This is a genomic window from Pseudomonas sp. 31 R 17, assembly GCF_900004915.1.
Lineage (GTDB): Bacteria > Pseudomonadota > Gammaproteobacteria > Pseudomonadales > Pseudomonadaceae > Aquipseudomonas > Aquipseudomonas orientalis_A.
Map to the genome: position 1 here is coordinate 1 of NZ_CVTN01000084.1, position 25,305 is coordinate 25,305.

A 25,305-nucleotide genomic window follows, 5' to 3' on the forward strand; every position below is an offset into this window, starting at 1 on the left:
ACCAGCGATGGCCATGGGCACGATGCCCACCGACAACCCGACCCCGGCCAACGCCGCCAGCAACCCGGCATACACCGACAACACCACTTTGACGGCATTGCAGCGGTCCAGCAGCACGCCGCCGAGCAGCGAACCCAGGGCGCCGCCGATATTGAAGAGCATCTGCACCATGCCCGCCTGGGGTTTGCTGAAACCCTGTTCCAGCAACAGCGACGGCAGCCAGTTCAGCAGCATGTACATCACGGTCAGGGTGAAGAAGTAGCTGAGCCACAACGCCAGGGTGGTACGGGCGCGACCCTCGCCGAACAGCGCCTGGCCGGTGGACGGGCGGGCGCCGTGGGGGGTGTCGAGCTGTTGGCGAAAGGCGCTGGACTCAGGCAGCAGCAGGATCATCAACGGTACGGCCAGCAAGGGCGCCAGGCCGCCAATGATAAACGTGGTCTGCCAGTGCTCACTGGAAAACATCGCCACCACTGCGGCCAATGCACCCCCCAGTGGCACCCCGCAGTACATCACGCTGATGGCCGTGCCACGGTTGCGTTCGCTCACCGCTTCGGCGCACAGCGCGATCAGGTTGGGCAGCGCGGCGCCCAGGCCCAGGCCGGTGAGGAAACGCACCAGCAACAGGCTTGAGTAGCTGTCGACAAACGCGGTGCTCAGGGAAAACAGCCCGAACAGCAGCACGGCGCTGACCAGGATTTTCTTGCGCCCGATCCGGTCGGCAACCCAGCCGCCGAAGAACGCCCCCGGCAGCAAGCCGATGATGCCGACGCTGAACACCCAGCCGAGCATCTTCGGGTCCAGGGCGAAGGTTTGACGCAACCCGGCGGCGGCGGTGCCGGCGGCTTGCAGATCGAACCCTTCGATCAGTGCAACGATAAAGCACAACGCAATAGTCAGCGTCGAACGACGCGATGAACTGTCCATGGCAAACCTCATTGTTGTTGTTTTTGTTGGGGGGCGAGCTTGAGTGGCTGCTGAGTATTAAGATAACAAATATAACTAAAAAATGAATGGTGGAATAAATCACTCAAAAAACAAGAATAAAACCATAAAAATCAAAGTATTGAGATATTGATTCATGGGTGTCTGAAAAATAGATAGCTTTATTAATGTTCGATTATCGGTCGGTTACGGTTGACGAGTCACCTCGGCTGTTTCCATTCTTGGCTCGCGAGGCTGACAGGGCCGAGCGTGTGCCAACCCAAAAACAACAACAAAAATGGACATCGAACATGCCAGAACTCCCTATGGAGGACGCCGTTGCAGCGGCGTCCGTCTCCTGTGCGTCGAACACCACTCCACGCCGGCTGCTGGCCTTGCTGGCCTTGAGCGTGCTGCCCGGTTCGCTGTGGGCTGCAGGCTTTATCGACGACAGCCACGGCACCCTGACCTTGCGCAATTACTACCTGGACCGCGACTACAAGGACGACGGTGCGAAGACCGCCGCGCGGGAATGGGCCCAGGCGTTCATCCTCAACCTGGAATCGGGTTACACCCCTGGCCCGGTAGGCTTTGGCCTGGATGTACGCGGGTTGATGGGGGTCAAGCTCGACTCTTCGCCGGACCGCAGCGGTACCGAGTTGTTGCCGGTGTCGGCCAGCGACAAGCGCGCCGCCGACGAGTACTCGCGCCTGGCCCCAACCGCCAAGCTGCGGTTCGCCCAAACCACAGTCAAGGCCGGCGATGTGTCGATCTTCCTGCCGTTTGCCTTTGCCAGTCCGTCGCGGCTGCTGCCGCAAACCTTTCGCGGCACCACGTTGAGCTCCAGGGACATCGATGGCCTGACCCTCAACACGGGCTATATCGACCGCATCAACAAGCGCGACTCCACCGACTACCAGGCCATGACCATCGCCTCGCCCAACCGGCGCTTCAACGCCACCGCCACCACCTCGCACCTGGCTTACGTCGGCGGTGATTACCAGGTCAACAAAGACCTCAGCCTGCGGGTCTATCACGCGCAGATCGCGGACCTCTACCAGCAGGACACCCTGGCGCTGCTGCACAACCTGCCGGTGGGCGCTGGCGTGCTCACCAGTGACCTGCGCAGCTTTTTCAGCCGCGAGGACGGCAGTGCCAAGGCGGGCAAGGTGGATAACCGCAACCTCTCGGCGCTGTTCGGCTACCGCCTGGGCGGCCATCGCGTCAGCCTTGGCTACATGCACTCAAGCGGGGAGACGGCCACGCCCTATATCTCGGGAACGGAGTTGATGGGCATGAGCGAACTGACCATGAGTTCGGACTTTCTCAACGCCAAGGAGCGCACCTGGCAAGCCATCTACGACTATGACTTCGCGGCGGCGGGGGTGCCGGGGCTGAAGACGCGCCTGCGCTATGTGCGTGGCGACCACATCGAACTGGCCGCTTTCAACGCCGAGGATCGCAAGGAGCGCGAGTTCCAGATGGAGCTGGGGTATGTGATCCAGAGCGGCCCGCTGAAGAACGTCGGGTTCATGGCGCGCAAGTCGATCTACCGCAATGACTTCCCGAGCGGCGCGGCCTTTCGCGATGAAAACCAGACCCGTTTCCTGGTGCTCTACACCGTGGCGCTCTGGTAGGCGGATCAGTCCTGGTAGACCTTCTTCAGCAAGCGCAGCAGCTCTTCACGCTCCTGGCCGTCGAGGGCGGCGGTGGCGTCCAGGTCACTTTGTGCGGCGATTGCCTTGAGTTCCTTGAGCAGGGTTTCGCCGCTCTTGCTGAGGAAGATCCCGTAGGAGCGCTTGTCCGGCTTGCAGCGTACCCGCACGGCGAGGGCGCGGCTTTCCAGCTTGTTCAGCAACGGCACCACCTGGGGCGGCTCAATGGCCAGGGCACGCGCCAGGTCGGCCTGCATCAGCCCGGGGTTCTGCTCGATGATCGCCAAGGCCGAGAATTGCGCCGGGCGCAGGTCGTGGTCCGACAACCGGCCGATCAGGTTCTGGAACAGCTTGAGCTGGGCGCGGCGCATGGCGTAGCCGATCAGATCGTCCAGGGCTGAATCCAGCGGCGGCCGTACCTCGTCGTTGTCGGGCAGGGCCTGGCTGGCGGTGGCGATGTTGGAAGGCTTGGCCATTGGCAGTGCAATCCTCATAAGGTGCAGGTTAATAAGACTATCTAGTTTGCCGGTGTTGGCGCGCTATGGCTATGCCGGGTTTTCACAGCGCCAGCTACGCGTGGGTTTTAAGCAGGAAAAATATTGGTTATCTAGATTAATAGTTAATTGACATAACTATATTTGCGGTTTAATTTCGAATCATCTTCACACCCAGAACAAGAGCGTACCGCCATGAGCAATTACGAAGGCCGTTGGACCACAGTCAAGGTTGAGATCGAAGAAGGCATCGCCTGGGTCATTCTCAATCGTCCGGAAAAACGCAACGCCATGAGCCCGACCCTGAACCGGGAAATGATCGACGTGCTGGAAACCCTCGAGCAGGACCCTGCCGCCGGCGTGCTGGTCCTCACCGGTGCGGGCGAAGCCTGGACGGCGGGCATGGACCTCAAGGAATACTTTCGCGAGGTGGATGCCGGCCCGGAAATCCTCCAGGAAAAAATCCGCCGCGAAGCCTCGCAATGGCAATGGAAACTGCTGCGCATGTACGCCAAGCCGACCATCGCCATGGTCAATGGCTGGTGCTTCGGCGGTGGCTTCAGCCCCCTGGTGGCATGCGACCTGGCGATCTGCGCCGACGAAGCGACCTTCGGCCTCTCGGAAATCAACTGGGGCATCCCGCCAGGCAACCTGGTGAGCAAGGCCATGGCCGACACCGTGGGCCATCGCCAATCGCTGTACTACATCATGACCGGCAAGACCTTCGGCGGGCAGAAAGCCGCCGAAATGGGCCTGGTCAACGAAAGCGTGCCCCTGGCTCAACTGCGCGAAGTGACCATCGAACTGGCGCGTAACCTGCTGGAGAAAAACCCGGTGGTGCTGCGTGCCGCCAAGCATGGCTTCAAGCGCTGCCGCGAGCTGACCTGGGAGCAGAACGAGGATTACCTCTACGCCAAGCTCGACCAGTCGCGCCTGCTCGACACCGAAGGCGGTCGTGAGCAGGGCATGAAACAGTTCCTCGACGACAAGAGCATCAAGCCTGGCCTGCAGGCGTATAAACGCTGAAGGGCGCGGCCGCCTGGCCGCGCCGTTGTACCCTGCTTGAACGTATTCCCGATAAAGACAATAAAGAGGAATCACCATGCTGGACGTGCCCCTGTTGATCGGCGGCCAGTCGTGCCCCGCCCGTGACGGTCGAACCTTCGAGCGTCGCAACCCGGTGACCGGTGAAGTGGTCTCCCGAGTGGCCGCCGCGACCCTGGAAGATGCCGACGCCGCGGTCGCTGCCGCCCACGCCGCGTTCCCCGCATGGGCGGCGCTGGCGCCCAACGAGCGCCGCACCCGCTTGCTCAACGCTGCCGAACAATTGCAGGCGCGCAGCAGCGAATTCATCGCCGCCGCCGGCGAGACCGGCGCCATGGCCAACTGGTATGGCTTCAATGTGCGCCTGGCGGCCAATATGCTGCGCGAAGCGGCCTCGATGACCACCCAGATCACGGGGGAGGTGATCCCCTCCGACGTCCCCGGCAGTTTCGCCATGGCCTTGCGTCAACCGTGTGGTGTGGTGCTGGGCATCGCGCCGTGGAACGCGCCGGTCATCCTCGCCACGCGCGCCATCGCCATGCCGCTGGCCTGCGGTAATACCGTGGTGCTCAAGGCCTCGGAATTAAGCCCGGCCGTGCACCGCCTGATCGGCCAGGTGTTGCAGGACGCCGGCCTGGGCGATGGCGTGGTCAACGTCATCAGCAATGCTCCGGCCGATGCCGCCGCGATTGTCGAGCGGCTGATCGCCAACCCGGCCGTGCGCCGGGTCAACTTCACCGGTTCGACCCACGTGGGGCGGATTGTCGGCGAACTCTCGGCGCGTCATCTCAAGCCGGCGTTGCTGGAACTGGGCGGCAAGGCGCCGTTGCTGGTGCTCGACGATGCCGATCTTGACGCCGCTGTGGCGGCGGCGGCCTTTGGCGCCTATTTCAACCAGGGCCAGATTTGCATGTCCACCGAACGCCTGATCGTCGATGCCAGGGTCGCCGATGCGTTCACCGCCAAGTTGGCGGCCAAGGTCGCGACCCTGCGTGCGGGTGATCCCTCGGCGGCGGATTCGGTGCTGGGCTCCCTGGTGGATGCCAGCGCCGGCACACGCATCAAGGCCCTGATCGACGATGCCCTGGCCAAGGGCGCGCGGCTGGTGGTGGGCGGCCAACTGGAGGGCAGCATCCTGCAGCCGACCCTGATCGATGGCGTCACCGAACACATGCGCTTGTACCGCGAAGAGTCCTTTGGCCCGGTGGCCGTCCTGCTGCGTGGTGAGGGGGATGAAGCCTTGCTGCGCCTGGCCAACGACTCCGAGTTCGGCCTGTCGGCGGCGATCTTCAGCCGCGACACCGGGCGTGCACTGGCGCTGGCGCAGCGGGTCGAGTCGGGTATTTGCCATATCAACGGGCCGACCGTGCATGACGAGGCGCAGATGCCGTTTGGCGGGGTCAAGTCCAGTGGGTACGGCAGCTTTGGTGGCAAGGCGTCCATTGAGCACTTCACGCAATTGCGTTGGGTGACCTTGCAGAACGGGCCACGGCATTACCCGATCTGAGCAGTTGCTGCGACATAACAATAACAAGGCGGCTGTGATCCGCCTTGCTGGAGGACATCCTTGTGAGTTCCGAATTCCGACCGCAGCCCCAGCCCTCACCGCGATACCGCGAGGTCTCCATCGGCCACCCGCCGGTGGCGGTCACTGAAGAACACGGCGTGTTGCACATGCGCTCCCTGGAGCCCCTGGCCGAGTTGCCGGCGCGCCTGCTCGATCGCCTGGTGCATTGGGCTCGGGTACGGCCCGAGCAGACGTTTATCGCGGCCCGCCAGGCCGGTGGGGATTGGCGCCGTGTCAGCTACCGCGAGATGCTCGACAGCGTGCGCGCGATTGCCCAGGGCCTGCTCAGCTACGGGCTGTCGGCGGGCAAGCCGCTGGCATTGCTGTCCGGCAACGACATCGAACATTTGCAGGTCGCCCTCGGCGCCATGTACGCCGGTATTCCGTACTGCCCGGTCTCGCCGGCGTACGCGTTGTTGTCCCAGGATTTCGCCAAGCTGCGGCATGTCTGTGACCTGCTGCAACCCGGGCTGGTATTCGTCAGCGATGCGGCGGCCTACCAGCGTGCGATCGAGGCCGTATTGCCGGCCGAAACCCCGTTGATCTGCGTGCGCGGCCACGTCCCCGGGCGTACTCAGGCCAGCTTTGCGAGCCTGCTGCACACGCCGGGCGGCGCCGAGGCAGATGCGGCGTTCCAGGCCACCGGTCCCGACAGCATCGCCAAGTTTCTCTTCACCTCGGGCTCGACCAAATTGCCCAAGGCCGTGATCACCACCCAGCGCATGCTCTGCGCCAACCAGCAGATGCTGTTGCAGACGTTTCCGGTGTTCGGTGAGGAGCCTCCGGTGCTGGTGGACTGGCTGCCGTGGAATCACACCTTTGGCGGCAGCCACAACGTCGGCATCGTGCTCTACAACGGCGGCACCTTTTATCTGGACGACGGCAAGCCCACGGTCCAGGGTTTTGCCCAGACCTTGCGCAACCTCAAGGAGATTTCGCCCACGGCTTACCTGACGGTGCCCAAGGGCTGGGAAGAACTGGTCAACGCCCTGGAACAGGACGCCGAGTTGCGCGAATGTTTTTTTGCGCGGATGAAGCTGTTCTTCTTCGCCGCCGCCGGCCTGTCCCAAAGTATCTGGGATCGCCTCGATCGCGTAGCCGAACAGCACTGCGGTGAACGCATCCGCATGATGGCCGGGCTGGGCATGACCGAAGCCGCACCGTCCTGCACCTTCACCACCGGGCCGTTGTCCATGGCCGGCTATATCGGCTTGCCCGCGCCGGGCTGCGAGGTGCGCCTGGTGCCGGTGGACGGCAAGTTCGAAGGGCGCTTTCGCGGGCCGCATATCATGCCGGGATACTGGCGGGCGCCCCAGCAAACCGCCGAGGTGTTCGATGAACAAGGGTTCTACTGTTCAGGAGACGCGATCAAGCTCGCCGACCCTCAGCAGCCGCAACTGGGCCTGATGTTCGATGGGCGAATTGCCGAGGATTTCAAGCTCTCTTCCGGGGTGTTTGTCAGCGTTGGTCCGTTGCGCAATCGCGCGGTGCTCGACGGCTCGCCCTATGTGCAGGACCTGGTGATTACCGCGCCCGATCGCGAGTGCCTCGGAGCACTGGTGTTCCCCAGGCTCTACGAATGCCGTCGGCTGGCGGGCCTGGACGCCGACGCCAGCGACGCCGACGTGCTCGGCAGCGCGCCGGTGCGCCAGTGGTTCGGCGATTGGTTGCAACGCCTCAATCGCGGGGTGACCGGCAATGCCAGTCGCCTGGAATGGATTGCCCTGCTCGACGAGCCGGCGTCCATAGACCGTGGGGAAATCACCGACAAAGGTTCGATCAACCAGCGCGCCGTGCTGCAATGGCGCGCGGCCAAGGTCGAGGCGTTGTATCGCGGCGAAGAAGCCACGATCCTGCGCGCCGAGCCGAAACCTTGAACGGGCAGTATTCGGCATTTGCCGATGTGGCGATTCTCGAGGCCGTGCGCACCCCCTGGATTGACCTGGGTGGCGCACTGTCTCAGGTCTCACCCATCGACCTGGGGATCAAGGTGGGCCGTGAGGTACTGGCCCGTGCGGGTATTGAACCGCAGGCAGTGGACAGCGTTCTGGCCGGCTCCATGGCCCAGGCCAGTTTCGATGCCTACTTGCTGCCACGGCATATCGGCTTGTACAGCGGGGTGGCGCAAGCGGTCCCGGCACTGGGGGTGCAGCGCATCTGCGCCACCGGTTTCGAACTGTTGCGCCAGGCTGCCGGGCAACTGCGCGACGGCGGGCAACTGGCCTTGTGTGTGGCCAGTGAATCCATGTCGCGCAACCCCATCGCGGCTTACACCCACAGGGGCGGGTTTCGTCTTGGCGGTGAGGTCCAGTTCAAGGATTTTCTGTGGGAAGCCTTGTATGACCCGGCCCCGGGCCTGGACATGATCGCCACGGCCGACAACCTGGCGCGCCGTTATGGCCTGGGCCGCGAGGCGGTGGACCGCTACGCCTGCGCCAGCCACCAGCGAGCGTTGCAGGCGCAGCATGACGGCGCTTGGGTTGACGAGGTGGTGGCGGTCGATAACCAGGTATTCGAGCTTGAGGGATACCAGCCCAGAGGCATCAGCCTGGCGCGTCGGACCGGTGCCGTCAGCGCGGACAGCCACCCTCGGCCCACCGACCTTGCGAGCTTGAAACGCTTGCGCGCCGTGCATCCCGGCGGCGTGCAAACCGCCGGCAACAGTTGCGCCGTGGTGGATGGCGCGGCGGCAGCGTTGGTGGGCCGTGCCTCGGCCTGCACGTCTCCGGCCCTGGCTCGGTTGCTGGCCAGCGCGGTGGTCGGCGTGGCCCCCGAGATCATGGGCATCGGCCCGGCGCCGGCGATTCGTCTGCTGCTGCAACGCAGCGGGTTGAATCTGGATGACATCGGCCGCTTCGAGATCAACGAAGCCCAGGCCGCCCAGGTGCTGGCGGTGGCCCATGAACTTGAGCTGGACAGCACCCGCCTCAACGTCCAGGGCGGCTCGCTGGCACTCGGGCATCCACTGGCTGCCACTGGCCTGCGCCTGGTCATGTCCCTGGCCCGACAACTGCGTCAGCACAACCTGCGCTACGGGATTGCCGCGGCGTGTGTGGGCGGCGGGCAGGGCATGGCGCTGCTGATCGAGAACCCTGCTTTTTGCGCTTGAATGCGTGATTCTTTTTAGTCGATGAGGTGTCCCGATGTGGAGCTATGAGGCGCCCCTGCGCGATATGCAATCGAGCGTGTGCAGATGCGTGCACCGTCAAGGCCCGAAGAGGTGGCGGCCCGGTTGGCGCCTTTGCTGACGCCCATCATCAAGGCGTTTTTCACCGAGCAGGGCTGGCGCAACACCTGGGTGCCATAGAGGGGGCGCGCGCCGCACTGGCGTTCGTCTGACGGGATCGGATGCTTGCGGTACTATGGCAGGCCACGTTTTCTGGAAGTTGCCTGGATGAGTAAGCCCGGTCAATTGGTGCTGGTTGCACTGCGCAAAATGATTGCCAGCGGGGAGCTGGTGGCGGGGGAGCGCCTGATGGAAATCCCTACGGCGCAACGCTTTGGTGTGTCGCGCATGCCGGTGCGCATGGCGTTTCGTACCCTTGAGCAGGAAGGGCTGCTGGTGCCGTTTGGCGGGCGCGGCTATCAGGTGCGGTCGGTCAGCCCCAGTGACATTGCCGGCGCCGTCGAAGTGCGCGGTGTGCTGGAAGGCCTGGCTGCGCGGCAAGCCGCCGAGCATGGTCTTTCCGACGCGGCGCGTGCGGCGCTGGAGCGCTGCCTGGTGGAAGGCGACCAACTGTTCGACAAAGGCTACGTGACCGAAGATGACCTTGAGGTTTACCACGACCTGAACATGCGCTTTCACCAGGTCATTGTGGAGGGCAGCCACAACCCGGCGATCACGGATGCGCTGGCACGCAATGATCACCTGCCATTCGCATCGGTGACCGCGCTGGCGGTGGATCGTGAGGACATGGCCCGTGAATACCGGCGCTTCAACTATGCCCACATGCAGCATCACTCGGTGTTCGATGCCCTGGTCAATCGCCAGGGCGCGCGCGCCGAAGCCATCATGCGCGAACACGCCAATGCGACGTTGCGTTATGCCGAGATCTTCAGTTCAGCCACCGCCGACGCGCGCATGAAGGTGATTTTGCCCGCGTCGTGACACGGTTCAGATGTCGAGCACCAACAGTGGGGTTTTCGAGCGTGAGCAGCAGGGCGTGAACTGGTCGTTCAGCGCCTGTTCCTGCTCGGTGAGGAACAGGTCGCGGTGCTCCGGGATGCCGTCCAGCACACGGGTCAGGCAGGTGCCACAGATCCCTTGTTCGCAGGACACGGCAATCTCGATGCCCTGGCTTTCCAGGACCTGGACCACGGTCTTGTCGGCGGGGATCGTGAAGACCTGGCCGCTGCTGCCGAGCTTCACCGCAAAGCTCCCGTCGAGGCTGTTGTCCACTGGCGCCGCCGAGAAGTACTCGCGATGCAGGCAGTTCTCCTGCCAGCCTTGCGCCCGTGCGCTGTCGAGCACGTGTTGCATGAAACCGCCGGGGCCGCAGACATACAGGTGCACATCGTCCGCGGGCGCAGCCAACACCTCGGCTGTCTTGAGGGCCGTGTGGGGCTGCTCATCGAAATGCAGGAACACTCGCTCGGCAAACGGTGACGCCTGGAGCCGCTGTACAAACGCCGCACGCTCACTGGCGCGGGCACAGTAATGCAGGTCGAAGTCGGCACCTGCATGGGCCAGGCGCTCGGCCATGCACAGGATCGGGGTGATGCCGATGCCGCCGGCGAACAGCAGGCTGCGTCGTGCTTCATGGGCCAGGGGGAATAGATTGCGTGGTTCGCTGATCGTCAGGTGGGCGCCCTCGTGTACCTGCTCGTGCAAGCTGCGCGAGCCGCCGCGAGAGGCCGGGTCGTTGAGTACGCCGATCAGATAGCGATGACGCTCCTCGGGGTGATTGCACAGCGAATACTGGCGTACCAGCCCGTCCGGCAGATGCACGTCAATGTGCGCGCCGGCACTGAAGGCGGGCAGCGGCTGGCCATCGACCCTGGCCAGTTCATAGCTGCAAATGTCCTGGGCTTCGTTATTACGGGATACCACCACCACATCGATCATGTTCGGTCCTCGCAGAGTAGTCGCGCCGTTCAGGCGTTGGTGGTCGTGATCAGCTGTGGTTCGAGGATGCGTTCCCGGGCAATCAGTCGCTCCAGGATTTTGCGCGACTGCACGCCGCCGGCATCGATATTCAACTTGAGCAGGTTGCGTTGCGGGTGGGCCAGCAGGTTCTGCTGCTGACGTTCGAGCATCTCCAGGTCTTCGCTGAAAATCTTCCCCTGGCCTTCGCGAATGCTGGCGGTCAGCGCCTCATCGTGAGGGTTGAAGTTGCGCGCCATGCCCCAGAAATACCAGATCGACGTCTCGGTCTGCGGGGTGATGAAGTCGACCACGATGCTTGCCGCCTTGTGTTCGGGCGCTGCGTGATAGCCACCCTTGCCGGCGTGGGCCACGCCGACTTCGATCAGCACGTGGCTGGGCGGGGTGAAGCGACAGATCTGCCAGCGGTCCACCGGCACATCGTCGGCGAGGTTGTTGCCGCGCAGGGCCATGCGCCAGAACGGCGGAGCCATGATGTTTTCCATGTGCCGGGCGGTGATGACCTGGTCGCCTTCAACCGTGGTGACGGGAGGCGCTTCATCGATTTCCTTTTGGCCGATGCTGGAAGCGTGGACGTAGGTTTCGTGGGTCAGGTCCATCAGGTTGTCGATCATCAGGCGGTAATCGCACTGGATATCAAACAGCCCGCCGCCGTAGGCCCACTGGTCACTCACTGCCCACTCCAGGTGATGAATCAGTGTCGGGTCGGCAAGCGCCTGATCGCCGGGCCATACCCAGATAAACCCATAGCGTTCAACTGCGGCAAAGGTCTTGTTGCACGGAAAACCACGCACCCGCTGCCCGGGCATTTCGACGGTCTTGCCGTCGGCCCCCATGACCAGGCCGTGATAGCCGCACACCAGGTTGCCATTTTCGACATAACCCAGTGAAAGCGGTGCGCCGCGATGGGGGCAGAAGTCCTCGACGGCTACGACGCTGCCTTCCGGGCCACGATAAAACACCATTTTTTCACCGCAGATTTGCCGACCCAAGGGTTTTTGGGCGATTTCATCGGGTGTGCAGGCGACGTACCAAGTGTTTTTGGGGTACATGGCGACTCTCTGGTTGGTTAATTATTTTTGTTTAATGGATCCATTAAATTTCCATAGCTGCCGTGAGTCAATGCATTAATCAGTGGTTTTAAGGCTATTTTGGGCGATTATCGATCAATTCGCTTTTATTGGATCCATTGAGGGGGAAGCGTCTGGTGCGCTGATGGCAAAAAAGGTCTGCCAAAAAATACCCTGTGCAGATCATCAGGCGTCATCAGGGCCTCAACGGACATCCGCTACTTTTTTGCGCAGAAATGGAAAGTTGCTGCGTCATTTAGTAGCAAAGCGCTTTACCCGCTTTGCGCAATGTTCCCCACCCGAACCGAAGACTTCATTTAAATCAATGAGTAACGTGGTGCGCGAGCTGTTGGCGCGCGTTATGCATTATTGTATTCGTGGATAATTGGATACAAAAATACAAAGAGGCCGCCAATGCAATTTGCCCCCGCTTACGTTGACCGCCAGCCCCTCACTGCCGAGGAGGAGGCCTACAACTTCCTCCTGGACGCCATCTGCAGCGGTCGTTTCCGCAAGGGCGATCGCCTGATCGCCGAGGATATCGCCGGCGAGATCGGCATGAGCCGCATGCCGGTACGTGAGGCATTCCGCCGCCTGGATGCTCAGGGCCTGGTGACGCTGCGGCCCAATCGCGGTGCCATCGTCAGCGGTCTGGATATTGATGAGCTGCATGAGGTGTTCGAGATGCGCAGCGCGCTTGAAGGCCTGGCGGTGCGCGTTGCGGTCAGCCGTATCGGTGAGCGCCAGATGGCGGCTCTGGAGCGGCTGCTGGACGAGATGGATGACTACCGCGACGAGAGCGCCGCGTGGGTCCGTCGCCACCGTGCCTTTCACGAATACCTGTGCGGGCTCAGCGGCCGGCCACGCTTGCTCAAGCAGATTTCGGCGTTGTATTCGCTGGTGGAAGCGCCCATGCGCTTGTGGCTGCATCACAGCGAAAAACCCCTCAGCGCGCGCCAGGAACACGCCGTAATCCTCGACGCGATTCGCACCGGTGACGCCGCCGGTGCCGAAGCTGTGGTACGCGAACACATCGAAAGCACCGTGCCGCTGCTGATTCAATTTCTGCAATTGGAAAAATAAAAGAGGCGGGTCCCAACCCGTCCTTGGTTAGACGTTGATTCCTGCCCCGTTATTTAACGAAGTGGAGTGTCTGGTCATGCATAAACAACACCGCGCCTTGCTGGTGGCTGTAACCCTGGGTCTCTGTACACAATGGGCGAGCGCCGCAGTCCAGGTGCCTGAGCGCCTGAAGGGCGTCGACAAACTCACCTATTGCTCGGGGATGGATTCACCGCCCCTGGTGTCCTTCGACGAATCCCAGAAACCGCGTGGGCTGACCGTCGACCTGGGCCTGGAAATCGCCAAGCGCCTGGGCAATAAAACCGTGCAATGGCGGGTCATTCCGTTTTCCGGCTTGGTGCCGGCGCTGCTTGCCCAGCAGTGCGACATGATCGTCGACCAGTTGTTCGACAAGCCCGAGCGCCGCCAGGTGATCGACATCGTCAACTATATGTACTCCAGCCAGGCGGTGGTGGTGCCCAAGGGCAATCCCAAAGGCATCAAGACCCTGGATGACCTGTCTGCGCACAAGGTGGCGGTGCTCAACGGCTCTACCATCAAGACCCTGCTCGACACCCAGAACGAGAGCCTCGCCAAGGCCGGCAAGCCACCGATGAAACTGGTGGTCTACAACACCGACACCGATGCGTTCCAGGCGCTGCGCATCAGCCAGGTCGACGCCTACGGCACCACCGTGGAAACCGCCGGTTACTACGCGGCGATGGCCCCGGAGCTGTTTCAGGAAGGGGTGCCTGCGTTCAGCCGCATCCTCACCGGCCTGGGCATGCGCAAGGACGACCCGCAACTGACCGCCGCCGTGCAGCAGATCATCAGCGACATGCGCAGCGACGGCAGCTATGTGCAATTGCTCAACAAATGGCATGTCAGCAGCGACACACTCGACTGAGGTTCTACCACGATGAATTTCAATTGGGATGTGTTCTGGCAATACCTGCTGCAGCCCAGTGGGGTCTACCTCACCGGGCTGTGGCTGACGTGCCTGATCAGCGTGCTGGCGATGCTGCTCGGCTGTGCGCTGGGCCTGGCGGCGGCGCTGTTGCGCCTGTCGAAGAACCCGCTGCTGCACCTGCCGGTACGCCTTTATGTGTGGCTGATGCGCGGCACGCCGCTGCTGGTGCAGATCGTGTTTTTGTACACCGCACTGGCAGCGGGCGGGATCTTCCGCTTCGAGGACATCGAGCTGTTCGGGTTGATCATCCCCGGCAATATCCAGGCGGCGATCATCGCCCTGGGCCTGAATGAAGGCGCGTACATGGCCGAAATCATCCGCGCCGGTATCGGCGCGGTGGACAAGGGCCAATACGAAGCCGGGCGTTCCCTGGGCATGGGGTTCGGCAAGCTGATGCGGCGCATTGTGCTGCCCCAGGCGTTTCGGGTGATCGTGCCGCCGCTGGGCAATGAGTTCAATGTGATGCTCAAGAACACCACGCTGGTGAGCGTGATCGGCGTGCAGGAGTTGTTGCTCAGCACGCAGATGGTGACCTCGGCGACGTTTCGCGTGTTCGAGTTGTACCTGGTCGTCGCGATTTACTTCCTGACGTTGACCACGCTGTGGGGCTTTTTCCAACGCTGGCTCGAAAACCGTTTCGGCCAGTCCGATCGACCTTCGGCGCCACCTCCTGCCGCCAGCCGCATGTTCGGTCGCAGCACCCTGAAACTGCTGAGGGGACGTTAACCATGGCGCACCAAAGTGAAGAGCTGATCATTGACGCACAGGATATCCAGAAGTCGTTCGGCGAGTTGCAGATCCTCAAGGGCATCTCCCTGCAAGTGCGGCGCGGCGAAGTGGTAGTGCTGATCGGCGCCTCCGGCTCGGGCAAGACCACCTTTATCCGCTGCATCAACCTGCTGGAAGACATCCAGGGCGGGCGCATTCGCGTCAACGGCCGCGCCATGGGCTATCGCGAACGCGCCGATGGCAGCCTGGTGCGCGATTCAGAGCGCAACATCGCCCGTCAGCGCCGCGACATCGGCATGGTGTTCCAGCGCTTCAACCTGTTCCCGCACATGACCGCATTGGAAAACATCATCGAAGCGCCGATCCAGGTGCTCGGCGTGCCGCGTGCCCAGGCGCTGGAACAGGCGCGGGGCTTGCTGGCGCGGGTCGGCCTGGCGGACAAGGCCAGCCACTATCCGTCGATGCTCTCCGGTGGCCAGCAGCAACGGGTCGCCATTGCTCGTGCCCTGGCGATGAAACCCCAGGCGATGCTGTTCGACGAACCCACCAGCGCCCTCGACCCGGAAACCGTCGGCGAAGTGCTGCAGGTAATGAAGGAGTTGGCCGAGGAGGGCATGACCATGGTGGTGGTCACCCACGAAATGGGCTTTGCCCGTGAAGTGGCCGACCGCGTGGTGGTGCTCGATCAGGGTGAATTGATCGAACAAGGGCCGCCGGAGCAGATTTTCAGCCGTCCCAGCCATCCGCGTACCCGAGCGTTTCTCAGCCGCGTGTTATGACCTTTTTTGAAGAGCCTTTGCCATGTTGAAATTTTCCGCTCACGAATACCCCTATTCCTCGCAACGCCAGAGCGTGTTCGCGCGTCGAGGCATGGTCGCCGCCTCGCAACCGCTGGCATCTCAGGCCGGCATCGAAATCATGCAGAAGGGCGGTAACGCCATTGATGCCGCCATCGCCACCGCCGCCGCGCTGACGGTGGTCGAGCCCACCGGTTGTGGCCTCGGCGGCGATGCCTTTGCGCTGGTGTGGTGCAAGGGGCAGTTGCATGGCCTGAACGGCAACGGCCATGCGCCGGCCGCCTTGAGTATCGAGGCGGTCAAGGCGGCGGGGCATCAACAGATGCCGCTGTACGGCTGGACCTCGGTGACGGTGCCCGGTTGCCCGTCTGCGTGGGCCGAGTTGTCCAAACGCTTCGGTAAATTGCCGTTTGCCGATTTGCTGCAGCCGGCCATCAGCCTGGCGCGCGACGGTTTCCCGTTGTCGCCGGTGGTTGCCCATCAATGGCAGATATCCTTGAACGAATTCAACCCGCACCGCGATGACGTGCTGCAAGCCTGGTTCGACACCTTCCTGATCGACGGGCGCGCGCCCAAGGCGGGGGAGATTTTCCGCAACCCGGCCCAGGCCCGTACCCTGGAAGAGCTCGCCGCCACCGGCTGCGAAAGCCTGTATCGCGGCGCTCTGGCCGAGCGCCTGGATGCGCATTCGCGCGCCAGCGGTGGTTACCTGCGCGCCAGCGACCTCAAGGATTACCGCGCGCAGTGGGTGGAGCCGATCCGCATCAATTACCGCGGCGTGGATGTTTGGGAAATCCCGCCGAGCGGCCAGGGCCTGGTTGCGCTGATGGCGCTGAAGATCCTCGAAGGCTTCAACTTCGAACACCGCGACAGCCAGCAGACCTGGCATCGCCAGTTGGAAGCCATGAAGCTGGCCTACAGCGACGGCCTGCATCACATCACCGACCCTGCGCACATGCGCGTGGCGGTGGCCGACCTGCTCAGCGACGACTACAGCAGCCGTCGCCGTGGCGAGATCGGCGAGCAGGCCCAGCCGCCCAAACCCGGCGACCCTCACGCCAGCGGCACGGTGTACCTGGCGACCGCCGACGCCGAAGGCAATATGGTTTCGTTCATCCAGAGCAACTACCACGGTTTCGGCTCCGGCGTGGTGCTGCCCGACAGCGGCATCGCCCTGCAGAATCGCGGGCAGGAATTCAGCCTCGATGAGTCCCATGCCAATTGCCTGGCACCCGGCAAGAAAACCTTCCACACCATCATCCCGGGTTTTCTCAGCAAGGACGGCGAGGCCCTTGGCCCGTTCGGCGTGATGGGCGGCTACATGCAGCCCCAGGGTCATGTGCAGATGGTGATGAACCTGGTGGACTTCGGCCTCAACCCCCAGGCGGCCCTCGACGCACCGCGCTGGCAATGGCTGGGCGATATGAAGGTCGGCATCGAACACGGTGCGTCCCGCGACCTGGTCAATGCGCTGGCGCGGCGCGGGCACAAGGTGCAGACCGACAGCGACCTGACCGACTACGGGCGTGGGCAGATCATCCTGCGTGACCCGGCCACCGGCGTATTGTGCGGTGGCACGGAGCCACGAGCGGATTCGCATATCGCGGTTTGGTGAGCGGCCTCCTTGCTCGTACAACGCGTCCTGAAGAGCCAGCGTCCATGACCAGAGGAGGGTCTTTATCACCTCGACGGTAAATACCCTGAGATTGTCAATTTTTCTGATATTAATCGTCTTTTTTTCTCAGATAAAAGCGCCTAAATTCCAGCTCCACAACGACCAAACCTGGCGAATATGATGCAAACCAGCTGTCGGCTGGATTACGTGGCGATTGTCAGTCGGGGCGGGTGGAAGTTACTTGGTCGAGAACAAGGCTCCTTGAGTCCGGATGCACCCCACATGTTCTTGAACTCTACCTTGGCAGGAGGTTACATGGCCCCTCGAACTGTACTGATCACTGGCGCAGCAGGTGGTGTTGGTCGTGCGCTGGTTGAGCGTTTTTTAAATGAAGACTTCAAGGTTTTCGCGACAGATCTGGACGCGAAAAAGCTTGCAGACTTACAGATTGAATATCAGGTGTCAGGCATTTTTTGCGGTGATATCCGCCAACCCGCTGTGTGTGCTGCGGCCGTTAATGCAGCCCTTATGGCGATGGGCCGGCTGGATGTATTGATCAACGCTGCGGGAGTATGGCGCGAAGGTCCGGTTGAAGAGTTTACCGAAGAGGATTTCGATCTTGTTCTGGACGTGAACCTGAAGGCTACGTTCTTCATGTGCTCAGCCGCTATTCCCCATCTGAAATTATCAGAGGGTTCGATCCTGAATATTTCAAGCGATGCCGGCCGGCAAGGCAATCGAAACGCCGCAGCTTATTGCGCAAGCAAGGGCGGCGTGACCCTGCTGACAAAAACCCTGGCATTGGACCTGGCACCCTTTGGCGTGCGCTGCAACGCTATTTCTCCAGGTGATATCGAAACCCCAATGCTCAAATTTCAAGCCACTCAATATGGGCAGGGAAACCCTCAGGCCTACTATCAGGATCTGTTGGACAAGTACCCCCAAGGTGCCCGTGCCCGATTTATCCAGCCGGAAGAAGTTGCCGGGCTGGCGTTTTTCCTGTCCCAACCCGGTGCGCGATCCATCACTGGTGCGGACATGGCGATTGATTGCGGCGTCTCCGCTGGAAACTGACAGTTGCTCATTGATGCCGATCTTTAACAAGAGGTTATGAACATAGCGGACAGTGGAATTGATGAGTCGGCGGTGGCTGTTTTTACTGCGAATGGGCACCGCCGCCAGCCTCAATGTGCACTTTTACTCATCAAACACGGCGAGGCTCGCCCTGTGCAATTTCGCGTATCAGGCTCAGGTAACGAAGCGCGCCCAGTCCCAGGGGCCGGTTTTTTACCCAGATGATATCGACCCAAAGCCGCATCTGACTCGGCATGTAGTCAAACACCACCTCCGTCAATGCGCCTGACGTGATGAGAGGGTGTACCAGCGATTTTGGAAGATAAGCCCAACCCAATCCCTGCTGCACCAGGTCCAGCGTGGCCAGATAATTGTCGCTGTGCCAAATCCGCCGCGACAGCACAACACGTGGGTCAGAATCTGCAGGTCCTCCTGTAGCGACGATGATCTGCCGAACGTTGACCAGTTGCTCCTCACTCAAGGGGCTTTTCTTGCCGGCGGCCGCAGGGTGATCTGGAGCAGCAACCGCGATTAACAGCTGGCTCCCCGCCTCAAGAAATGTCTCGCGCTCGTCAAGCCCTGGTCGTTCGAACCCAAGCGCCAATTGCACACGCCCTTCATGGAGCATGCGCATAGCCTCCGGATGGGACGCGGAGCGAATCTCGATTTCAAGCGTTGGAAACTCCCTGGCGATAATGGAGAGCGGACGATTCCAGATGCCTGTTTGCAACTCCGGCGCCATCGCAAGGATCAAGCGCTCTTCCAACCCCTGATGAAGCTGCAGCGCATGGGCGTCCAGCAGGTTCAGCTGGCTGGCGACCTGTCGTGCCTGGGGCTCAAGTGCTTTGGCGGCGGCCGTAGGAATGGCTTTGCGGGTTGATCGGTCAAAAAGCAACAAGTCCAGCTCGGCTTCAAGCTGCGACACCGCCATGTTGATGGCCGAGGGCACCCGGCCTAACTTTCGCGCCGCCGCCGAAAAGGATCCGCTGTCGATGACCGAGAGGAAAATTTTAAGTGACTCACTGGTAAACGCCATAGGGGTTGTCAGATTTTCTGATGATGATCGTCTTTATGTATCAGGTTTATTCGCCTAGTTTCTAGTCTCTTTCAAATTAAATACGTGGGGCACACCATGTTGGGTCAAGAATTGAGGGGGCATGTGGCACTTGTCAGCGGTGCCGGGAGTGAATCCGGGATCGGTATGGCTATTGCTCGCAGACTCGGTGCATCCGGGGCGAAGTTGATCATCACTGCCAGTAGCAACCGCATTGCGGACCGGGTTGAAGAGCTGCGCCTTGAAGGCTTTGAAGTTGAAGGCAGGCCAACTGATCTTACCGATGAAAGTCAGGTGCGTGACTTCAGCCTATGGGCAGAGTCGGTTTGGGGGCGGGTGGATATTCTGGTGAACAATGCCGGTATGTCCATGCACGGCAGCCCCGAGATTTTCTCGGAATTGGCGACGATGGAACTGCATGACTGGAACCTTTCACTTGCCCGAAACCTGACTACTGCCTTTCTGCTGACCCGAGCCGTGTTGCCCGGTATGAAGGCGAGAAGTTACGGGCGCATTGTCAATATCAGTTCCACCACGGGCACCCGGTGCAGCAATCCTGGCGAAGCCGCTTATAGCGCCGCCAAGGCAGCGATGGTGGGCATGAACATGGGACTTGCGCTTGAAGTCGCCAGGCAGGGGATTACCGTCAACAGCGTGGCCCCCGGTTGGATCACCACGGGCTCAACCACGCCCGTTGAGGCCGAGGCAGGGCGCTTCACCCCGATAGGGCGCGCAGGCAGCCCCCGCGAAGTGGCGGCGGCGGTTGCATTCCTGGCATCGCCTGACGCCAGTTACATCACAGGGGAAGTCCTCGTGGTGGATGGCGGTAACTGTCTGGTCGAGAACAAAGCCCCTCACGGCGATTATTAAGTTTGATGAGTTCTTTAAGCCGTATCCGGCTGTCATTCAGCAACGGACTTTTAATTAATTTGATAATTAACATGGGGTATTGATCATGTCGAAAAGTGGAATTAGTGAATCAGCAATTGCTGCTTTTACCGCCTCCGAGCGTGCCCGTTTTATAGAAAGGAACCCAACTTCACTGGCGCTGGCCGAGCGCGCCAAGGCGAATCTGTTCAACGGTGTGCCCATGCACTGGATGAGCGATTGGTCGATGCCTTCGCCGCTTTTCGTCCAGCGCGCCAAAGGGGCACGCTTCACCGATGTTGACGGTCATGAATACATCGACTTTTGCCTGGGCGACACCGGCACCATGTTTGGCCATTCACCTGATCCTGTCGCTCGCGCCATCGCCGAGCAGGCCAATAATGGCTTGACCACGATGCTGCCTGGCGAAGACGCGGTGGTCTGCGGCGAATTGCTGGCTGAGCGATTCGGGCTGCCTTACTGGCAGGTGACCGCCACTGCGACGGACGCCAACCGTTATGTGTTGCGCTGGGCGCGCGCGATGACCAAACGCAACGTCTTGCTGGTGTTCGACGGCTGCTATCACGGTACCGTGGATGACGTCATGGTGCGCTGCCGCGACGGCAAAACAGTGCCCCGTGCAGGTCTTGTGGGTCAGGCCTACGACTTGAGCCAGTACAGTCGATCCATCCCCTTCAACGATGTCGACGCACTGGAGGCTGCTTTAGCCCAGGGCGATGTGTGCGCGCTGATGTGCGAGCCGGCGATGACGAACATAGGCATGGTGCTGCCCGATCCGGGGTTCATGCAGAAGTGCCGAGAGTTGACCCTCAAATACGGCAGCCTGTTGGTCATTGATGAGACCCACACTATTTCCACAGGCCTGGGTGGATGCACCCGCCAATGGGAGTTGAAACCCGACTTTTTCGTGGTGGGTAAACCCATCGCGGGGGGCATACCTTGCGCGGTGTTTGGCGTGACCGAGCAGGTTGCCCTGGCCATGCGCGATGTGCAGAAAACGGTCAGTGAAGAGAGTAGCGGGCATGGCCACAGCGGTATGGGAACCACGCTGTCCGCCAACTCGCTGGCGATGCGTTGCATGCGCGTCAGCCTCGAAGAGGTCATGACAGAGTCCGCCTACCAACATATGTTGCCTCTTGCCTCGGGATTGGCTCAGGGACTTCGGTACTTGTTCAAGCAGCACCAACTGAGCTGGTCGGTCACAGAATTGGGGGCCCGTTGTGAGTTTCAATTCTGTGCCACCTCGCCCAGGACCGGTGCGCAAGCCGAGGCGGCTTTTCATGACAGCCTTCAAATGGCGCTGCACCTGTACCTGATCAATCGCGGCATCCTGATCACGCCTTTTCACAACATGACCCTGTGCTGTCCGCAAACAAGCCATGCGGATGTCGACAGGCTGATCGAGGCGCTGGATAACGCGTTGACGACGTTGCTAGCTCTCCCTGGCGCGCGGGTTATCGCTTCATAACGGCACGTCTGAAAACGCCATTGTTCTTAAATACTGCCAGTCGCTTGAATGAGCGCCAAGAGGTTTGACATGCAATTTGCGGATAAAAAAGAGGCCTTGGATTATCTGGCCGCCCACCCTGAAGTGCTGAGCATCGAGTTGTTCCTGATCGACGCGAATGGCGTTCCACGGGGCAAACTGTTGCATCGTAATGAGCTGCTGGCGATCTACGACACTGGGCGGCCGCTGCCAAGTTCCATTCTTGCCCTGACCGTGCAGGGTGAGGACGTGGACGACACAGGCCTGGTCTGGGATGTCGCTGACGCTGATTGCTGGAGCTACCCCTTGCCGGGAAGCCTGACCTTGCAACCCTGGCGCACCAACCCCACCGGTCAAGTACAGGTGAGCATGCACCCGACCCAAGGTCTTCCCGCCGCACCGGCGGACCCGCGTCATGTGCTGGTGAACACCATCGAGCGGCTCAAAGCCGATGGCTTCCATCCGGTCATGGCCGTGGAATTGGAGTTCTACCTGCTGGACCAACAGCGCGACGTCAACGGGCGACCGCAGCCGGCGCAGCAAACCAATGGCGTACGTCCGGTGGCTCCGCAGGTGTATGGCGTATACGAACTCGAGCAGGTTCAACCGTTTCTTGATGACCTCTACGCAGCGTGCGCGCTGCAGGGGTTACCGGTGCGCACGGCGATCTCCGAGTACGCGCCGGGCCAGCTCGAGTTGACGCTGGAGCATCGTTTCGACGCACTCCAGGCCATTGATGAAGGCGTACGTTACAAACGCCTGGTCAAGGGTGTGGCCAACAAACACGGGCTGCAAGCGTGTTTCATGGCCAAGCCATTCAGCGACCAGGCCGGCAGCGGTCTGCACCTGCACGTCAGCCTGGCCGACGAGCAGGGCAACAACCTGTATGCGAGCGAAGATCCACAGGGTACGCCGCTGTTGCGTCACTCCATTGGCGGGATGATGGCAACCTTGTTCGACTCTCTGGCGATATTTTGCCCCCATGCCAACTCCTACCGCAGGTTCCAGACCGGCAGTTACGCGCCGCTGGCCAAAAGCTGGGGCGTCAACAATCGTACGGTATCGTTCCGCGTGCCCGGCGGCCCCGCGATCGGTCGGCACATTGAACACCGCATTTGCGGTGCCGATGCCAACCCCTATCTTGCTGCCGCCGCGTTACTGGCCGGCATTCACCATGGCATCACGCATCAGAGCGATCCTGGCGCGGCGATTGTGGGCAATGGCTATGAACAGGCGACCGATTTTCTACCCACCGACTGGCTGACAGCGTTGCAGGCACTGCAACGTTCAACCTGGGCACGCGAGGCGCTGGGCGCTGAGTTCCTGAAGGTGTTCCTGGCGATCAAGTGGCGCGAGTTCCGTCAATTCAATGCTGAAGTCGGAGAACAGGACTGGCGCTGGTACCTCACTCACGCATAAAGGTTGGCCCGTCAGCGTGTCTTGAAATGGATGGCTGGAGAGTCGCTGACGACTGAGATGCGTACAGCACATCACTAGCCGCATAGCCTTTCAGACGAACCCTAAAGACTCTCAGGGTCCCCAAAGAACCTTTTGACTTGGCTCTGGGACGGCGGTTTCAGGTCGAGAAATTTTTAGCTTGCCCCCATTTTTGCCCCCAACGCTCACCGGGCTCAGGCGGAAGGCAAGCCTTCATCCAAAATACGGCTCTGAGCAGGCCCCAATAGTTCTCCCGGCCCTTTGGCTTTATGGTAGATAAGTCCAGTAAATTGTGGCTAAAGCTGGAAATTAGGCGATAAGGCACAGATTTAGTGAATTAAGTCGCTTGATAGGGCTATGCGTTAATTCTATAATTTTGGGAACTAACTGGCACAGAATGGGCTAGGTACACACTATGTTGGATTTAAGCTTCAGCAAGCCGAGCGAAGTCGTCAAGCGCCTCTGCGATCGCTTGCGCACAGAGCGCTTGGCGCTGGACATGACACAAGCCGACTTGGCCGGACGTGCCGGCATCGGCACAAACACGGTGTCCAACCTCGAAGCAGGGCGCAATGTCGGATTCGAGAACGTCGTTCGTGTGGCGATGGCTCTTGGTCGAACCAAGGAACTTGAAGGCCTGTTCCTGCCAAAGCTGGACAGCATCGAGGATATTCGGCGCTACGAAAACAGCGCCAATCGTCTCCGTTCAAAGAGGAAGTCCGGCAATGCCTGAGCAGGTGAACGTCTTCTACGAGGGCTGGGGTGAGCGATGGCAATGGGGGACGCTGGTCTCCACGACCGCCTTGACCGGTCGCCCGCTGATCGTGTTCGAGTACAGCAATGAAGCCAGGCAAAGGGGCTTGGAACTGTCCTCCTACACGCTCCCGTTGGTGGGGGCCCAGTTGCGCCAGGATTTTCCAGACCACCAACTGTACTTGCCAGGGCCTGTTTACGACTCCTTGCCCGATGGGTGGGGCATGTTACTGATGGACCGTATGTTCAGGCGCCGCGGACTCACCACGGCGCGCATCGGCTCACTGGGACGGCTAGCCTACATCGGTAGCAATGCAATGGGGGCCATAACGTTTGAGCCCGTGGCACCAGAAGGGCAGGAGTCTGAAGTCCATATCCCGCTGGAGCAGCTTGCCGCCCAAGTGCAGGAAGTGCTCCATGGAGACGGTGGCGAGTTCCTGCAGACGTTGCTGCTGGTGGGTGGCTCGCCTCAAGGTGCAAGGCCTAAGGCCCTCGTCTATCGCGATCCGGAAACTGGCCGCTTTACCACTGCCGTTACGGCGGGCTTCGAAGCTTGGTTGGTCAAGTTCCCGGCGAAAGAAGAGCATGCCGAGGTGTGCGCTATCGAAATGGTCTACGCCGAGTGCCTGCGCATGTGCGGCATCGAGACCCCTGACACGCAGTACTTCAGTCTGCCTAATGGGTTGGCAGCGTTTGCCAGTAAGCGATTTGACCGTCGGGATGGTCTGCGCGTACCCATGCAAAGCCTGGCGGCCTTTACGGGGGCAAATTACCGGTCTCCGGGGGTGTTGGACTACGTCAACTTCTTGCGGGCAACACAGATGTGTACCAACGACGTGCGAGAGATGGCGGTGGCCTTCGAACGTGCCGTCTTCAATGTTGCGTTCAACAACAGAGACGATCATCCCAAGAACTTTGCCTACATCATGTCGCAAGACGGTCAGTGGAGACTGTCGCCGGCTTACGACGTGACCTTCTGCGAGGGGCCAAGTGGATATCACCAGATGGATGTGATGGGGGAAGCCCTGTCGATTTCCCGCACGCAAATGCTTCGGCTTGCCGAGGAAGCCGAGGTGCCCCCGGACGTTGCCGGCAGAATGATTGACGGCATTTGCGATGTGGCGAGCCGGTTTGCAAGCATCGCCGAGAACCTATGCCCACAGGTTATTACTCAAGACACCTTGCGCACGATCCAGGGCCGCATCGATCAGAACGTAGCTCGGTTACACAGCGTTCATGCGGGCAGCGGTCGCCGCTGAAGATCGGGAGGAGCGGGCGACTCTCATAATCAATGCTGCCGTGTGCCTCAAGCACGTAGGGCGCTGTGCCGCCGAAGACGTGGGTGTTGCCGGATGACCAAGGCTTGGTATTGATTTGAGCCTTAAACTCACGTGATTGAGTTGGGATATCGCCTTGGTACACACAGTGAGCGTCGCCGCTACCGTTGACGCTTCATTCCTTGGCAAACACCAGCTCTGATCCGAAGTCACGAATGTTGAATCGGAAGTAAGGGGGTGTGCGTCCGCGCAGGCATCTACGTAGACGTTACCTGAGCAAACGGTAAATACGCCTACTGAACGCC

General features: G+C 60.9%; 22 protein-coding genes. 17 read left to right on the plus strand and 5 right to left on the minus strand.

Annotated features, from left to right (window positions below; genetic code table 11):
• The coding region (gene mhpT, locus BFP89_RS24770) for a 3-(3-hydroxy-phenyl)propionate transporter MhpT (RefSeq protein WP_065888087.1) at positions 1-927 on the minus strand (927 nt) is incomplete at its 3' end.
• Between the two features lie 308 nt (positions 928-1,235).
• Between mhpT and BFP89_RS24775 the strand changes: the two genes are divergently transcribed.
• Complete coding sequence (locus BFP89_RS24775) at positions 1,236-2,561, plus strand: OprD family porin (RefSeq protein ID WP_065888088.1); 1,326 nt, start codon at positions 1,236-1,238, stop codon at positions 2,559-2,561.
• A gap of 5 nt (positions 2,562-2,566) precedes the next feature.
• On the opposite strand, the gene BFP89_RS24780 is transcribed toward BFP89_RS24775, so the two are convergent.
• A complete protein-coding gene (locus tag BFP89_RS24780) occupies positions 2,567-3,055 on the minus strand; it encodes a MarR family winged helix-turn-helix transcriptional regulator (protein WP_056858004.1) in 489 nt (162 codons plus the stop codon).
• 213 nt (positions 3,056-3,268) lie between these two features.
• Here BFP89_RS24780 and BFP89_RS24785 point away from each other — a divergent pair, with 213 nt between their 5' ends.
• The 5 genes from BFP89_RS24785 (at position 3,269) to BFP89_RS24805 (ending at position 9,792) form a co-directional block, all read left to right on the plus strand.
• Positions 3,269-4,099 (plus strand): p-hydroxycinnamoyl CoA hydratase/lyase, encoded by an 831-nt coding sequence (locus BFP89_RS24785; RefSeq protein ID WP_010567568.1) that lies wholly within the window; start codon positions 3,269-3,271, stop codon positions 4,097-4,099.
• A 76-nt stretch (positions 4,100-4,175) separates the two neighbouring features.
• Positions 4,176-5,624: an aldehyde dehydrogenase gene (locus BFP89_RS24790; RefSeq protein WP_065888089.1), complete on the plus strand. Its 1,449-nt coding sequence runs from the start codon at positions 4,176-4,178 to the stop codon at positions 5,622-5,624.
• 62 nt (positions 5,625-5,686) lie between these two features.
• On the plus strand, positions 5,687-7,561 hold the full coding sequence (locus BFP89_RS24795) for a feruloyl-CoA synthase (protein WP_065888090.1): 1,875 nt from the start codon (positions 5,687-5,689) through the stop codon (positions 7,559-7,561).
• Positions 7,558-8,793, plus strand: a complete 1,236-nt coding sequence (locus BFP89_RS24800; RefSeq protein WP_065888091.1) for a thiolase family protein — start codon at positions 7,558-7,560, stop codon at positions 8,791-8,793. Before BFP89_RS24795 ends, BFP89_RS24800 begins: the two co-directional genes overlap by 4 nt.
• A 285-nt stretch (positions 8,794-9,078) precedes the next feature.
• Entirely contained in the window at positions 9,079-9,792 is a 714-nt protein-coding gene (locus BFP89_RS24805) for a GntR family transcriptional regulator (RefSeq protein ID WP_065888092.1), read from the plus strand.
• 6 nt (positions 9,793-9,798) lie between these two features.
• Here BFP89_RS24805 and BFP89_RS24810 read toward each other — a convergent pair whose 3' ends face one another.
• Complete coding sequence (locus tag BFP89_RS24810; RefSeq protein WP_065888093.1) at positions 9,799-10,749, minus strand: PDR/VanB family oxidoreductase; 951 nt, start codon at positions 10,747-10,749, stop codon at positions 9,799-9,801.
• Positions 10,750-10,778: 29 nt separating this feature from the next.
• Positions 10,779-11,840 carry an aromatic ring-hydroxylating oxygenase subunit alpha gene (locus tag BFP89_RS24815; protein ID WP_065888094.1) on the minus strand — a complete coding sequence of 354 codons (1,062 nt, stop codon included), beginning with the start codon at positions 11,838-11,840 and terminating at the stop codon, positions 10,779-10,781.
• Between the two features lie 432 nt (positions 11,841-12,272).
• On the opposite strand from BFP89_RS24815, the gene BFP89_RS24820 reads away from it, so the two are divergent.
• The 6 genes from BFP89_RS24820 to BFP89_RS24845 all read left to right on the plus strand — a co-directional run bounded on the left by BFP89_RS24820 (position 12,273) and on the right by BFP89_RS24845 (position 18,105).
• Complete coding sequence (locus BFP89_RS24820; protein ID WP_065888095.1) at positions 12,273-12,941, plus strand: GntR family transcriptional regulator; 669 nt, start codon at positions 12,273-12,275, stop codon at positions 12,939-12,941.
• A 76-nt stretch (positions 12,942-13,017) separates the two neighbouring features.
• Positions 13,018-13,827 carry an ABC transporter substrate-binding protein gene (locus tag BFP89_RS24825; RefSeq protein WP_065888096.1) on the plus strand — a complete coding sequence of 270 codons (810 nt, stop codon included), beginning with the start codon at positions 13,018-13,020 and terminating at the stop codon, positions 13,825-13,827.
• 12 nt (positions 13,828-13,839) lie between these two features.
• Entirely contained in the window at positions 13,840-14,616 is a 777-nt protein-coding gene (locus tag BFP89_RS24830) for an amino acid ABC transporter permease (protein WP_003236553.1), read from the plus strand.
• Positions 14,617-14,618: 2 nt separating this feature from the next.
• Complete coding sequence (locus BFP89_RS24835) at positions 14,619-15,398, plus strand: amino acid ABC transporter ATP-binding protein (protein WP_065888097.1); 780 nt, start codon at positions 14,619-14,621, stop codon at positions 15,396-15,398.
• 22 nt (positions 15,399-15,420) lie between these two features.
• Positions 15,421-17,031 carry a gamma-glutamyltransferase family protein gene (locus BFP89_RS24840; protein ID WP_065888098.1) on the plus strand — a complete coding sequence of 537 codons (1,611 nt, stop codon included), beginning with the start codon at positions 15,421-15,423 and terminating at the stop codon, positions 17,029-17,031.
• Positions 17,032-17,346: 315 nt separating this feature from the next.
• A complete protein-coding gene (locus BFP89_RS24845) occupies positions 17,347-18,105 on the plus strand; it encodes an SDR family NAD(P)-dependent oxidoreductase (RefSeq protein WP_065888099.1) in 759 nt (252 codons plus the stop codon).
• A gap of 130 nt (positions 18,106-18,235) precedes the next feature.
• Here BFP89_RS24845 and BFP89_RS24850 read toward each other — a convergent pair whose 3' ends face one another.
• Complete coding sequence (locus BFP89_RS24850) at positions 18,236-19,141, minus strand: LysR family transcriptional regulator (RefSeq protein WP_065888100.1); 906 nt, start codon at positions 19,139-19,141, stop codon at positions 18,236-18,238.
• Between the two features lie 96 nt (positions 19,142-19,237).
• Here BFP89_RS24850 and BFP89_RS24855 point away from each other — a divergent pair, with 96 nt between their 5' ends.
• The 5 genes from BFP89_RS24855 to BFP89_RS24875 all read left to right on the plus strand — a co-directional run bounded on the left by BFP89_RS24855 (position 19,238) and on the right by BFP89_RS24875 (position 24,982).
• Positions 19,238-20,029, plus strand: coding sequence for an SDR family NAD(P)-dependent oxidoreductase (locus tag BFP89_RS24855; protein WP_065888101.1), 792 nt, complete (start codon positions 19,238-19,240; stop codon positions 20,027-20,029).
• Between the two features lie 85 nt (positions 20,030-20,114).
• On the plus strand, positions 20,115-21,515 hold the full coding sequence (locus BFP89_RS24860; RefSeq protein WP_065888102.1) for an aspartate aminotransferase family protein: 1,401 nt from the start codon (positions 20,115-20,117) through the stop codon (positions 21,513-21,515).
• Between the two features lie 69 nt (positions 21,516-21,584).
• Positions 21,585-22,952, plus strand: a complete 1,368-nt coding sequence (locus BFP89_RS24865; protein WP_065888103.1) for a glutamine synthetase family protein — start codon at positions 21,585-21,587, stop codon at positions 22,950-22,952.
• 433 nt (positions 22,953-23,385) lie between these two features.
• Positions 23,386-23,703, plus strand: a complete 318-nt coding sequence (locus BFP89_RS24870; protein WP_057008794.1) for a helix-turn-helix domain-containing protein — start codon at positions 23,386-23,388, stop codon at positions 23,701-23,703.
• On the plus strand, positions 23,696-24,982 hold the full coding sequence (locus BFP89_RS24875) for a type II toxin-antitoxin system HipA family toxin (RefSeq protein ID WP_065888104.1): 1,287 nt from the start codon (positions 23,696-23,698) through the stop codon (positions 24,980-24,982). Before BFP89_RS24870 ends, BFP89_RS24875 begins: the two co-directional genes overlap by 8 nt.
• Positions 24,983-25,305: the final 323 nt, after the last annotated feature.